The 13,374-nt window shown below is 72.2% G+C and carries 9 protein-coding genes; 4 read left to right on the top strand and 5 right to left on the bottom strand.

Translation table 11 applies throughout. The features are described 5' to 3' along the window. The first annotated feature begins 37 nt into the window (after positions 1–37). Together ACH442_RS30215 and ACH442_RS30210 are read left to right on the top strand one after the other, a co-directional pair. Positions 38–559: an RNA polymerase sigma factor gene (locus tag ACH442_RS30215; RefSeq protein ID WP_396341511.1), complete on the top strand. Its 522-nt coding sequence runs from the start codon at positions 38–40 to the stop codon at positions 557–559. After that, positions 556–1,200 (top strand): hypothetical protein, encoded by a 645-nt coding sequence (locus ACH442_RS30210; RefSeq protein WP_396341510.1) that lies wholly within the window; start codon positions 556–558, stop codon positions 1,198–1,200. Before ACH442_RS30215 ends, ACH442_RS30210 begins: the two co-directional genes overlap by 4 nt. Positions 1,201–1,341: 141 nt before the next feature. Here the strand turns inward: ACH442_RS30210 and ACH442_RS30205 are convergent, their stop codons facing one another. From ACH442_RS30205 to ACH442_RS30195, 3 genes are all read right to left on the bottom strand, one after another. After that, positions 1,342–3,315, bottom strand: a complete 1,974-nt coding sequence (locus ACH442_RS30205) for an acyl-CoA dehydrogenase (RefSeq protein ID WP_396341509.1) — start codon at positions 3,313–3,315, stop codon at positions 1,342–1,344. Between the two features lie 398 nt (positions 3,316–3,713). Next, positions 3,714–5,297, bottom strand: a complete 1,584-nt coding sequence (locus ACH442_RS30200) for an alpha/beta hydrolase domain-containing protein (RefSeq protein ID WP_396341508.1) — start codon at positions 5,295–5,297, stop codon at positions 3,714–3,716. 188 nt (positions 5,298–5,485) lie between these two features. Next, positions 5,486–6,358, bottom strand: coding sequence for an oxaloacetate decarboxylase (locus tag ACH442_RS30195; RefSeq protein ID WP_396341507.1), 873 nt, complete (start codon positions 6,356–6,358; stop codon positions 5,486–5,488). Positions 6,359–6,524: 166 nt separating this feature from the next. Here ACH442_RS30195 and ACH442_RS30190 point away from each other — a divergent pair, with 166 nt between their 5' ends. Then, positions 6,525–7,592, top strand: a complete 1,068-nt coding sequence (locus tag ACH442_RS30190; RefSeq protein ID WP_396341506.1) for a DUF6348 family protein — start codon at positions 6,525–6,527, stop codon at positions 7,590–7,592. Between the two features lie 392 nt (positions 7,593–7,984). Here ACH442_RS30190 and ACH442_RS30185 read toward each other — a convergent pair whose 3' ends face one another. Both ACH442_RS30185 and ACH442_RS30180 read right to left on the bottom strand, forming a co-directional pair. Then, the gene (locus tag ACH442_RS30185; RefSeq protein WP_396341505.1) at positions 7,985–9,916 is read right to left on the bottom strand and encodes an ABC transporter ATP-binding protein; all 1,932 of its coding nucleotides are present in this window, start codon (positions 9,914–9,916) and stop codon (positions 7,985–7,987) included. Then, positions 9,913–11,694, bottom strand: coding sequence for an ABC transporter ATP-binding protein (locus ACH442_RS30180; protein WP_396341504.1), 1,782 nt, complete (start codon positions 11,692–11,694; stop codon positions 9,913–9,915). Before ACH442_RS30180 ends, ACH442_RS30185 begins: the two co-directional genes overlap by 4 nt. 126 nt (positions 11,695–11,820) lie before the next feature. Between ACH442_RS30180 and ACH442_RS30175 the strand changes: the two genes are divergently transcribed. Beyond that, entirely contained in the window at positions 11,821–13,347 is a 1,527-nt protein-coding gene (locus tag ACH442_RS30175; protein WP_396341503.1) for a diguanylate cyclase, read from the top strand. Positions 13,348–13,374: the final 27 nt, after the last annotated feature.

Below are 13,374 nucleotides of genomic sequence, written 5' to 3'. Positions count from 1 at the left end.
CCCCGCCCCTTGCCGGACATGAAGCAGGGTGGAGTTCGTGAACGTGGATCATCGCCGGGAGCGCTTCGAGGCGATCGCCCCGGCGGTGATCGACGCCGTGCGCCGTTACCTGGCCCGGCGCACCGACCCGGCGACCGCCGACGACGTCCTGTCCGAAACGCTCCTGATCTGCTGGCGCCGACTGGACGAGATACCCGAGGAGCACCTTCCCTGGGCGTACGGCGTGGCCCGCAACTGCCTCGCGAACGCCGACCGCGGACGCCGCCGCCAAGCCCGCCTGGCCGCGCGCATCGCCACCCTGGACCCGCCGCCGGAAGTCGCGCCCGACCCCACCGCGACCGGAACTGATCTGACCGCCGTCCTCGCCGCGATGCGCCCGGAGGACGCCGAACTGCTGCGCCTGTGGGCCTGGGAAGACCTCACGCCCCCACAGATCGCCCTGGTCCTGGGCGTCTCCGCGAACGCCGCGACGATCCGGCTGCACCGCGCGAAACAACGGCTGCGAAAGCTGATCGAGACTGCCGGACATGAGGAGTCGACAGAAGGGAGCCGGCCGTGACCGACGACGAGCTGCGCACCACCCTGCGCCGCGCCGACCCGGCGGCGTCGTTGCCACCGCTGCCTCCCGCCCGCGTCGACCACCTCCTGGAGCAGACCATGGCCACCCCGTTCGCCGACGCCTCCACCCGGCCCGCGACCCCGTCCCGCCGGTCCCGGCCCGCTCTGCTCGCCGCCGCGGCCGCCGTTGTCCTCGTCGCCGCCGGCGTCATCGGCTGGCTGACCCTGCGGCCGGCGTCCGGCCCCTCGACCACCGCCGCGCCACCGCCGGCCGCGGCCACCCCGGCATCGGCCGCGCCCGTCGTCACCCGGCTCACCGCGGCCGGGATCGCGGCGAAATGCGTGGAACCGAAGGCCGGGGTGCTCACCTCCCGGGCCGACCTCGCGTTCGCCGCGACCGTGCGCGACATCACCGGCGAGACGGTGACGCTGCAGGTCACCAAGCTCTACAAGGGCGGCCCGGTGGACCTGATCGAGGTGCCGCAAGCGCCCGGCGCCTCGGAGGGCCTGATGGGCAGCGGATCCTTCGAGGCGGGCAAGAAGTACCTGGTCGCGGCGTCCCAGGGCAGCGTCATCACGTGTGGCTACAGCGGCGAGGCGGACGCGGAGGGGCTGCAGGCGCTCTACGACGCCGCCTTCTAGCCGCCACTCCGAGGGCCACGCTCCGCGAACGCGCGACCGCAGCACGGGCCGCCACCGCGCCGACCGGCTTCGTCCGCCGTCGATGCCGGCCGGCTCGTCCGCTCTCCACGCCGACCGGCTGCGCGGACGTCCGAACCGTGGTCAGGCGGAGGCGACCCGGGCGTCCTCCTCCGCCATCGCTTCCTGGCGGCCCGGCTCCTCCCGCAGGATCGCCGCGTTCAGCCACTCGTCCGGGATCGCGAACGCGTCCACCAGCACCGGCAGGTGGGGCCGCAACTCCCGGAGCAGGTCGTTGATCACGCCGGTGACGGCTTTCGACCGGGCCGGGGTGAGGCGGCCGTGTTCCAGGAACCAGCCGCGGTCGGCTTCGATCGTGGTCAGCGCGTACAGGTCGCAGAGCCGGTTGAGCAGCGACTTCACGGCCGGGTCGGTGGCGCGTTCGATACCGGCGACGAACGCTTCCAGGGTGATCCGGTCGATGTGGGCGGTCGCCGTCTTCAGCACGTGGTCCTGCACGTCGTTGAAGATCTCGAACGGCCGGTCCTTCTTGGTCGCGGCGCCGTTGCGCAGACGGCGGATCGCACCGTCGAGGACGTGCTTCTCCCGGTCCTCGAACATGGTCAGGTGCCAGCCGCGGTCGGTGACGGCGACCTCTTCGCCCCGCCCGGGAACGGCGCTGACCAGGCGCTGGATGAGGCCGCGGGCGGCGGTGCGTTCGAGGACCATCTCGCGGACCTGCTCGGCGACGAACGTGGCGCGACCCCAGCCGTCCAGCGATCCGAACGCGTCCCGGTAGCCGGTGAGCAGGCCCTTCGCGACCAACTGCAGCAGCACCGTGTTGTCGCCCTCGAACGTGGTGAACACGTCCGTGTCCGCTTTCAGCGCGGGCAGCCGGTTCTCCGACAGGTATCCGGCGCCGCCGCACGCCTCCCGGCACATCTGGATGGTGTGCGTGGCGTGCCAGGTCTGCATCGCTTTCAGACCGGCCGCGCGGGACTCCAACTCGCGCTGCCGGTGTTCGTCGACCGGGCCGGGGCCGGACTGCACGTCGGCCAGCGTGCCGACCAGCTCTTCCTGGGCGAAGGCATAGGCGTACGACGTGGCCAGCGCCGGAAGCAGCTTGCGCTGGTGGGCGAGGTAGTCGTTGAGGACCACCTCCCGCTCGTCGCCCGGCACCCCGAACTGGCGGCGGCTCTCGCCGTACCGGATCGCGATCGTCAGCGCCGCCCGCGTGGCCGCCGACGCCGCGCCGCCGACCGTGACCCGCCCGCGAACCAGCGTGCCCAGCATCGTGAAGAAGCGCCGCGTGTCGTTCTCGATCGGGCTGGTGTACGTGCCGTCCTCGGCGACCTGGCCGTACCGGTCGAGCAGCATGTCCCTCGGCACGGTGACGTGATCGAAACTGATCCGCCCGTTGTCGACCCCGAGCAGCCCGGCCTTGTGTCCCGCGTCGCCCAGTGTCACGCCCGGCATCGGGTTGCCGCCGGCGTCCCGGAGCGGCACCAGCCAGGCGTGCACCCCGCGACTGCGCCCACCGGTGATGAGCTGGGCGAACACCACCGCCATGCGGCCGTCGCGGGCGGCGTTGCCGATGTAGTCCTTACGGGCCGCCGGGTGCGGCGTGTGCAGGTCGAAGGTGCCGGTGGCCGGATCGTACGTGCACGTGGTCCGGAGTTTCTGCACATCGGATCCGTGACCGGTTTCGGTCATCGCGAAACAGCCCATGATCTCGGTCGAGATGATGCCGCGCAGGAACTGTTCGTGGTGCCGCCGGGTGCCGAGCGCGACGACCGCGCCGCCGAACAGGCCCCACTGCACGCCGGCCTTGACCATCAGCGACAGGTCGGCGTAGGCCAGCATCTCGGCCGCGACGACCGAACCGCCCGGGTCGTCGGAACCGCCGAAGTCGCTCGGGAACGCCGACGCCACCCCGACATCGGTGGGAATCTGCCTGATCAGCGAGGAGATCCGCGCCCGCGCCTCCGCGCCGGTCTCGCCGTGCACCGCCGCGAACCCGGCCTTGCCGAGCTCGTCACGGACCGCTTGCCGGATGTGCGCCCACCGCCCGTCGAGCACTTCCTGCAGGCGGGCGGGGTCGATGGTGTCGCCGATCATGCCCCCAGCTAATCACGCCCTCCGTTCCACCGCTCGGCCGCCCGAAACCCCCAGATCAACCCCGATCTGCGCGTACGCCGTGGAGCGCGCCCGGGTACGGGGACGGTCGCATTCTTGTCGGGGGCCGGCGTTAGCATCCCGGGCCATGGAGAAGCTGACCTACGTCGTGGGTGACGCCACCGATCCGGCCGGTCCGGGCCCGGCACCGGGTTCGAGCCCGATGCCGGTCCACCCGTCCGTTACGAGGCGATCCGCGAGTGCCTGGGCACCCTGGCCGCCCTCGCCCGGGAGCGCGGCGCGTCGGTCCACATGCCACGGATCGGGTGCGGGCTCGCCGGGGGCGAGTGGTCCCGGATCGAGCCGCTGATCACGGCGAATGTGGACGTTCCGGTGTTCGTCTACGACTTGCCCGGCACCGATCCCGCCGCGCCCTGACCTCCGATCGGGGACGCCTGCGCGGTGGCGACGATCCGCGCCGCGTCCGGGGCCAGCAGGTAGCCGGCGGCTACGGCGGTGTCGGCCGCGGCCTGCACCGCCGCGACATAGCGGGCATGGGTCGGGTAGAGCGTGGCCAGGTCCGGCTCGGCGACGACCGGCAGGGCCGGGTCCGACGGGTCGCCGGTGTCGTGCCGGTCCCACCCGTCAGCGTCGGCGTTCCACGGGTCGCGCGCCCCGTAGAGACCGCAGAACGGCCCGCCGCCGATCGCTCGCAGACCGCTCAGCGTGTGGGTCGGCACCGTCACGTCGGGCAGTCGCAGGCCACCCAGGGCCAGCCCGGTGGCCGGGTCCCGGATCACCGCGCCGCCGAGGAGGGTCACCGGCGGTGCCGCCGGGGGCGCCGTGCCACCCCGCGCCCACGTGGTCAGGTGCGCCAGCGCGGCGTCGATGCCGTAGTGCCCCGGCCCGTCGTTGGGTGGGGCCGAGCCGGCCGGGCAGTCGGGAGCCGGGGTCTGGCTGCCCAGCGACCGGCGCAGGGTGGGATCGCCCCGGTCGAGCGCCCACTGGTCGCCGTGCGCCGTGCCGGCCAGCTCCCAGGTGTGCACGGTCGCGGTGTCCGGCTGCCGGGCCGGGGCGTGGCCGGCCACGTCGGTCTCGGTGAGCACGACGAAGGTGGGCTGCCGGAGGTCGGTGCGGATCCGGACGGCCAGTGGCATGCCCAGTCCGAGCGCGTCGATCGGGGCGGCCAGGGCGCTGTTGCTGTGGATGAGGAAGCCGTCGTACACCTTGGCCACCGGATGTATGGCATTGACGTACGTCGTCATGCGCAGCGCGGACTGCGACTCCCCGTCGGCGAGCACCGTGCGTACGTCGAGGCCGGCCAGCGGGTCCGGTCCGCCGGGCGTGCGGAGTGCCTGCCCGGCCTGGGAGAAGATGTCGTAGGAGAACTGGTCACCGGGGTGGTTCAGCGTGCCGTACCGGGCCGGGTCCCACTGGCGCAGACCGGGTAGGTCGCCGATCCCGCCGTCCACGCCGACCTTCTGCGCGGACACGCCGACCCAGGCGTAGCCGGCGCGCAGCAACTCGTCGTGGGCGAACCAGTAGTCCGGCGAGAGGTCCACCTGGCCGCTGACGTTGAGCCACTCCACCAGGACGACGCCGTTGAACCGGGCCGGATCGGCGGGTCGGCGCACCAGCATCCTGGTCCGGTACGGGGCCCGGCCGGTCACCGCGACCGGCCAGCGCCCGTTCGAGCCGAGGACGCCGAGCCCGGTGTACGAGGACGCGACGCCGGAGAGGAAGTACTCCGACTCGGTGTACCCGGCCGCCGTCAGGTCTTCCGCCTCGGCCAGGAACGGGAAACCGTGCGTGCCGGGCGGCGGGACGGTGATCGCGGGGCTGGGCACCGTGGCGGCTGCGGCCGCCGGCGCGGCCTCGGCGCCGGGTGCCGGGCCGGCGGTCAGCGCGACGGCCGCCGCGGTCATCGCGGCGATCAGCTGGGGCCAACGGCGGGGCCGGCGCGGGACGGACGATGGCGTGGTCATCGCTATCTCCTCGGTCGGGAACGTCCGCCGGGCCCGGGCCGGGCCGGCCGTCCGCGGAAGGCGGAGGGTGGCGGATGCCGTCAGTCTCGCCACGCCGATCCCCGGCACGCATCGGCAGAATCACCGATGTCGATGAATATCGGCTGACCCCCGATGGTTCGTTACTGTCCGGGTCCCGGCGGGAATGTTCACGTCTGCAACCGGGCGGGGACGTAACGGGCGTCGGCGTCGAGGGTGTCGTCCTGGCCGGTCAGCGTGGTGAACGTGGCCCACGGCATCCGCTCGACGGACTCCGCGTTGCCGGTGTCGGCGATCGCGCGATAGGTGACCGACGCCGCCCGCATCGCGGCGAGCAGCGCGGCGACCGGGTGCAGGACCAGTCGCACGCCGGCCTCGGCCAGTTCCGCGTCGGTCCAGGTGGGTACGTCGGCGGCGGCTTCGCTCCGATTGATCACCAGGGGTACGCCGGGAAGCGCGCGACTGATCGCGGCCAGTTCCCCGGCATCCCGTACCCCGTCGGGGCAGACCGCGTCGGCCCCCGCCCCGGCGTAGGCGACGCAGCGGGCGATCGTGTCGCCGAGACCGTGCACGGCGTACGCGTCGGTCCGGGCGATGATCGCGAGCTCCGGCACCTGATCGGCCAGCGCCTGGATCTTCGCGGCGGCGAGACCGGTCTCGATCACCTCCGTGCCGGCCGGGTGCCCGTAGCGCTTCGGGCTCACCCGGTCCTCCAGATGCAGCCCGGAGATCCCGGCGCGGCTGTACGCGAGCCCGGTCCAGACCGCGTGCTCCGGGTTGCCGTACCCGGTGTCCGCGTCGGCCAGCAGCGGCGTGCCCCGCAGCGCGGGGGCGAGCGTGGCCGCCCGGTCGGCGATCTGCGTGGCGTGCACGAAACCCAGGTCGGGCCGGCCCAGCATGGTCGCCGAGACCGCCACGCTGGACAGGTGCACAGCCCGGTGACCCGCGGCGACGGCGAGCGCCGCGGTCATCGGGTCGTGGACACCGGGCACGTGGGTGACCCGGCCAGAGGTGAGGAGCGCGCGCAATGCGGATGCGGTCATGAGAGATTGTGCAACGCGAATCTGTTTTCGGCACCGGCCACACGCGGGTCGCTGAAGAACGGCAGCGTCACCGTGGTCCCCGGCGGGCGACGGAACCGCGGCAGACCGGCTCTTGATCTTGATCTTGAGGGGTTGCGGGCGACCAGGCGGGAGATAGGCTCACGCGATGTTCGACGAGGCGGTTGTGGTGGGGGTCACGGCGTTCTGCGAGGGCGCGCCGGAGCCGTCCGGTAACGAGGTCAAGGAACGGCTGCTCAGTGGCGGTGTCGAGCCGTGGCTGGCGGAGCGTCTGACCTACTTCCTGCCGCTCGCGTTCGGGCGGCGGGTGCTCGGCGGCGTGCAGGTCGACGAGACGTTCCTCGACGGGGAGACGCGCCGGCGCCTCGATCGTGACCCGGTCTACCGGGCGGCCGTGGCGCGGGCTGCCGTCGCGGACCAGGCGGAGATCGCGCGGATCGCCGGGTACAGCAGCGAGGTCGCCGTGGTCGGCCAGGCCCTGCAGGGTGGCGCCGACGCGGGCCGGCTGCGGCTCGGGCCGGTCTCGCTGGACGACGGGCTGCCGCCGCTCGGCACCGGCAGTGGTGGGGTGCCGTCACCGGCGTCCGTTTTTGCCCACTGGATGGCGGCCTACGGGGTCGCGATCGGCGAGGATCTGAAGCTGGGCGACGCCGAGTTCCGGGCGACCCTGGCGGCGCATCCGCGGCCGACGCCGGAGCTGGTCGTGGCCCAGGTGAACTTCGCGGTGAACCATCCGGCGCTGGCCCGGCCGTGGATGGTGGAGAGCTGCGTCGGTGTCGCCCCGACGTGGAAGGAGGCGATCTTCCAGACCCTCGCGATGTTCGAGCGGGCCGTGGCGTACCCGATGATCGCCGCGCTGATCGACCGGAAGGCGGCCGCCGAGCACGTCGCCGTCGAGCGCTACCGGCACCCGGCCGGTGAGTTCGAGCTGCTGCTGGGCGCGCAGGTGGACCTGTTCGCGACCGACCCGGTGCCGTCCGCGGAACCGCTCTTCGACCAGCTGCTGGTGGCACTGCGGGAGGTGCCGCTGAGTCCGGCGGTGCACGCGCTGCGATTCTTCACCGCCTACCAGGACGGGCGCATGCTGACGAACGAGGTCTTCCTGGACGGTGAGCCGTGGGAGGCCGGGATGAAGGTCGCCGGGGCGGCCCCCGCGCCGCTGCCCACCGGCCCGGTCGGCGTGCGGGTGTTCGCCTTCCTGGTCCCGGCCGCGTGAGGCGGTGACTTCGGGACATGGGTGACGATCTACTTGCCGATTTCGTGCGTGCCGACCGGGAGAAGGGGCTCGGCGGCTACGGCATTCACGTGCACCGGGAGGGCTGTCGGAGTACGGGCCGGGGTTCAGCAACGGCTACGGTCTGAGTGTCTGGCTCAGCGTGTCTGGCTCAGCGGCAACGGCAGTTACCGGATGGACGGCGCCTACGGCCAGCACGCGATCGTCGGCCCGATCCGCCGCGCGACGGTCACCGTCACCGCGCCGTTCAGGAGGCACGATCAGCGACGGTGAGAACCAGCCGGGACCCGGGGCGCGGCTGGTGGCGAGTGGAGACGGGCTCGCGCGGGCGCCGGCCCGGGAAGCCGACGCCGGGCGGGCGGCTCACGGCGTACCTAATCGGGGGTTGTGGTGTGGGATTCCCAGGTGGCGTACATGGTGGCGTAGCGACCGCCGGCCGCGACCAGGTCGTCGTGCGGGCCGGACTCGAGGATGCCACCGTTGTCGACGACGATGACGCGGCCGGCCCGGCGCGCGGTCGACAGGCGGTGCGCGACCAGGATCGCGGTGCGGCCTTCGAGGAGGCGCTGGACGGCGGCTTCGACGCGCAGTTCGGAGCGCAGGTCCAGGCTGGACGTGGCCTCGTCGAGGACGACGACGCGGGGCGCGGCGACGAAGACGCGGGCCAGGGCGATCAGTTGACGTTCGCCGGAGGAGACGGACTGGCCGCGTTCGTGCAGGATCGTGCCGAGGCCTTCGGGGGAGCGTTCGACCAGGTCGCGCAGGCCGACGGCGTCGACGGCGGCGAACACTTCGTCGTCGGTGGCGTCCGGGCGGGCGAACGCGATGTTGTCGCGCAGCGTCCCGGCGAACAGGAACGGTTCCTGCGGCACGACGCCGACCTGCCGGTGCAGCGAGTCGAGCGTGACGTCGCGCAGGTCGTGGCCGTCGATGAGCACCGCGCCGCGGTCCGGGTCGTAGAGCCGGGCGACGAGTTTGGCCAGCGTCGACTTCCCGGCGCCGGTCGGGCCGACGCACGCGATGGTCTCGCCCGGCGCGATCCGCAGGGTGACGTCGCGCAGCACGGGACGCCCGGGGTCGTACCCGAAAGTGAGGTTCCGCAGCTCGATGCCCCCGCGGGCCGGCGGAAGATCAACAGCATCAGTTCGTTCCGGTACGGACGGTGCCGTCCCGAGCAGTCCGCGCAGTTTGCCGAGCGCGGCCCGGGCCTGCTGATAGTTGGTGTAGAGCTGCACGAGTTGCTGGACCGGCTGGAAGAACGCGTTGAGGTAGAGCACGAACGCGGTCAGCTCGCCGAGGGTCAGTTCGCCGCGCAGCACCATGCGCCCGCCGATCAGCAGCAGCGCGGCCAGTCCGACGAGGCCGATCACCGAGCTGCCCGGGCCGTAGACGGCGCTGATCCGCCCGGTGTGGTCGTTGGCGTCGCGGTAGGTGCCGACCACCTCGCGGTGCTCGAGGACACTGCGGCGCTGCTGGTTGTGGGCGGTGATCACGCGTACGCCGTACAGGCTCTCCGACAGGTGCGAGAAGAGCCCCGCGATGGCGTCGCGCTGCCGGTCGTACCCCTGGTCGGCGGCCTTCCGGAACCAGATCGACAGCGCCGCGAGGGGCGGCACGACCAGCAGTAACGTGATCGCGGCGAGCTCCGCGTCGTAGTGCACGAGCACCACCGTCACCACGATCATGGTGAGTCCCTGGATCAGGAACTGCGCGAAACCGTCCTGCAGCAACTGCTGGATCGCCTCGACGTCGGAGGTCATCCGGGTCATCGTGACCCCGGCCTTCTCCTTGGTGTAGAAGTCCAGGCTCAGCCGCTGCAGGTGACTGAAGACGCGGACCCGCAGGTCACGGGTGACGTAGGCGGCCAGGCGCCCGCTCTGCCGGATCCGCACGCCGGACGCGAACGCGGTGAGCCCGACCGCGGCGAGGAAGGCGACCGCGGACAGGACCAGCACCGTGACGTCGCGCGCGACGATGCCGCGATCGATGCCGATCTGCACCAGCAGCGGCCCGGCCTGCAACAACAGCGCCTCGGCGAGGACCGCGACGGCGGCGGTGACCAGCACCGCGGGACGGTTGGCCAGCAGCGAACCGAGCGTGAGCCTCCGGTTGCCGGGTTGCCGGTGGAAGGCTTCCGCCGCCGCCGCGGCGGGTGGCTCGGACGACTCCAGGCGGGCGACGCCGGCGGCCAGTTCGGGCGGGATGCCGGCGAACGGCGTGCCACCGGGCCGGTCGCGGCGAGCGCCGGTCATCCCGCCGGGCATCGCGCCACCGGGCCCGCCGAAGCCGCCTCCGAACATGCTCATGCCGGGACCTCTTCCCCGGTGGACGCGGCGGCCAGGACGCGGGCGTACCGCGGCTCGGTGGCCAGCAGCGACGCGTGTGTGCCATCGGCGGCCACGCGGCCGTTCTCGATCAGGATCACGCGGTCGGCGAGGCCGATCGTGGCGAGCCGGTGCGCCACCATGATCGTGGTGCGGCCGGTCATCAGGGTGCGCAACGACTCGTGGATCTCGTGCTCGACCCGGACGTCCACCGCGCTGGTCGCGTCGTCGAGGATCAGCACCGGCGGGTTGACCAGCAACGCCCGGGCGATCGCGACCCGCTGCCGCTGACCGCCGGAGAGCGTGTAGCCGCGCTCGCCGACCACCGTGTCGTACCCCTTCGGCAGTTCCTGGACGAACTCGTGGGCTCCGGCCGCGACGGCAGCGGCGACGACCTGCTCGCGGGTGGCTCCCGGGCGGCCGAAGGCGATGTTGTCGTGCAGCGAGACGGAGAAGAGGAACGGCTCGTCGGGGACGATGCCGACCCGGTCCCGCAGCGTCTCCAGGGGGTAGTCGCGGACGTCGACGCCGTCGAGCAGGACCTGGCCCTCGGTGACGTCGTAGAAGCGGGCGGCCAGGCGGCCGACCGTCGATTTGCCCGATCCGGTCGAGCCGACCAGCGCTACGGTCTCGCCCGGCCGGATGTGCAGGTCGAGACCGGTCAAGCCGGGAGTGCCATCAGGGTAGGAGAACCCGACATCGCGGAAACGCACGTCGCCGCGAGGCCGCGGCTCGACCGGCGAGACCGGGTCGACGATCTCGGCCGGCGTGTCCAGGATGTCGTAGATGCGCTGGGACGACGCAGCGGCCCGCTGCCCCATCATGATGATCATGCCGAGCATCCGGAACGGCGGCTGCAGCATCAGCACGTACGAGTTGAACGCCACCACCGTCCCCACCGTCGCGTGGCCGTGCAGCACCATCAACCCACCCACGAGCAGCACCAGCGCCAGCCCGAGCCGCGGCAGGTTGTCCATCACCGGAGTCCATCGGCTGCGCAGCCGCGCGTCCGTGGTGTACGCCCATCGGACCCGATCGGCGGCGCTCGCGAGGGTGTCGACCTGGCGCTGTTCCCCGGCGAAGGCCTTGACGATCCGGACCCCTTGGATGTTCTCGTCGACCACGGTGGCGACACCGGCCAGGCGCGACTGGATCAGCCAGGAGACCGGGAAGATCGCCTTGCGCATCCGGACGCCGAGCACCGCGACGGCCGGCATGGTCAGCATCGCGACCACGGCGAGCAGCGGGTTGATCGAGAGCATCAGGACGAACGCGATCACCGCGATCATGCACTGGACCAGGATCGACGGGCCGAACGTGAGGTACATCTGCACGGCGCGGATGTCGGAGGTGGCGCGCGACATCAGCTCGCCCGACTGCACGCGGTCGTAGAAGGCGTAGGACATCCGCATGAGGTGACCGAAAACGATATTGCGTAGGTCGTACTCCAGCTCGTACGCCGTACGCAGAAGGTAGAGCCGGGCCAGGTAGTTGAGGACGCCCTGGGCGACCGCGAGCCCGGCGATCAGCCACACGTATCGCGCCAGGCCGGCGGTGTGCGCGACCAGCGCGCGGTCGATGCCGACGCGGACCAGGTCGGGGATCTGCACCTGCACGATCAGCCCGGCGAAGGACAGCACGAGCGAGGTGACCAGCAGCGTCCGGTGGGTCTTGAGCAGCGGCCAGGCGCGGCGGAGCCAGCTCTTCGACTTGTCGGGGTGGATGCCGGCCCGCGGGGCGCGGCGTGGGACGTCGGACAAGCGGCGCTCCTTACTCAGGTGCTTAGCCTAACTAACGATCCAGCCGGTGGCTAACCACCCGGACGGGCATGAGCGAGTTGTCACGACGTCCTTGCCGACCGTGCCGCGGGCGCGCACGATGATCGCGTGAACTCCGCGGAGCTCGACGATCTGGAGGACTGGGTCGGCCGTGATCCCGCCGGCCGTGCCGCCCGCGCCGCCGAGATCGAGCGGGAGACCGGCGACGACGTCGTCCGGATGCGCGCCCGGCTGATCCGCGCCGACGTCGCCGAACGCAACGGCGAGCTGCGGGCCGCCGCCGAGGCGATGTGGCTGATCAACGAATGGGCCCACGCACACGGCAACCGTTACCTGATCGCTCGCAGTCATCTGCTGCTCGGCCGGACCTACCGCAACCTCGGTGACGTCGCCGCGCTGCTCGAACACGCCGTGGCCGCGGTCGAGGCCCTGGAGGAGACCGTCGCACCGCGTCGGCGGTTGCCCTACGTCGTCAAGTACGCCGACGCGCTCACCGAGACCGGCTCGATCGACGCCGCCCGCGAACGCTACCGTCAGGCCGAGGAACTGGCCCGGCACAGCGAGGACCCGCGCGACCGGATCATGGTGCTGAACAATCACGCGTACGCCGAGCACCTCGCCGGCGAACCCGGGCGCGCCTGGGCCGTGGTCCGCCGGATGCGCGCCACCGCCATCGCCCACGGTTACCGCCTCGACCCGAACGACCTCGACACGGTGGCCAGCGTGCAGATCGCTCTCGGACACTACGAGGACGCCGAGCAGACCGTCCTCGCCGCGATCACCGGCTATCCGGACGCGCCGCTGGAAGCCGACGCACTCCCGGAGTTCCTGCTGACCCTCGCGATCACCCGGCGGCTGCTCGGCGACCCCGGCAACGCCCAGCAGACCCTCGACCTCTGCCGGGAGCAGTGCGAGGCGCACGGGCACGGCGAGATCCTCGTCCGCGTCATGCAGGAACAGGCCGAGCTGTATGCCGCGACCGGCGCGTTCCGGCAGGCGTTCACCGAGCACAAGCGGTTCCACGCGGCCGAGAAGGAGGTGCTCTCCGCCGCCCGCGAGGCCCAGGCGCGCAACCGGCAGGCGCTCTTCGAGGTCAACGAGGCCCGGCAGGAGGCCGAGCGGTTCCGTGAGCAGGCCCGGCGCGACCCGCTGACCGGCCTGCGCAACCGTCGCCACGTCGACGAGACGCTCCCCGCCCTGATCGACAACGCCACCCGGACCGGAGTTCCGCTCTGGGCCGCGTTGCTCGATCTCGACCATTTCAAGCAGATCAACGACTTGTGTACGCACGAAGCCGGCGACCGCGTCCTGGTCGAAGTCGCCCGTCTGCTCGTCGCCTCCGAGCCGGCCGGTGGCTTCGTGGCCCGTCTCGGCGGCGAGGAGTTCCTGCTGGTCGTCACCGGTCTCGACCAGTCGGGGACAGCCGCATTCCTGGAACGGGTCCGCGCGACGATAGCCGGGCACACGTGGCGCGAGATGGCCGGCGACCTGCCCGTCACGGTCAGCATCGGCGCCGGCCCGGCGATGCCGGGTGACGAGCAGGCCGACCTGCTGGCGCGCGCCGACGCCCGGCTCTACGAGGCGAAACGTGCCGGCCGGAATCGGGTCAGCGCCGGCGGAGCGCTCTGTCGGTGAGCGACGGTGGCACGTAACCGGCGTCGG

The organism is Actinoplanes sp. NPDC020271 (assembly GCF_044388125.1).
Classification (GTDB): domain Bacteria; phylum Actinomycetota; class Actinomycetes; order Mycobacteriales; family Micromonosporaceae; genus Actinoplanes.
Note: the sequence above shows the minus strand (reverse complement) of the source record. Positions and strands in the feature narration are given on the sequence as shown.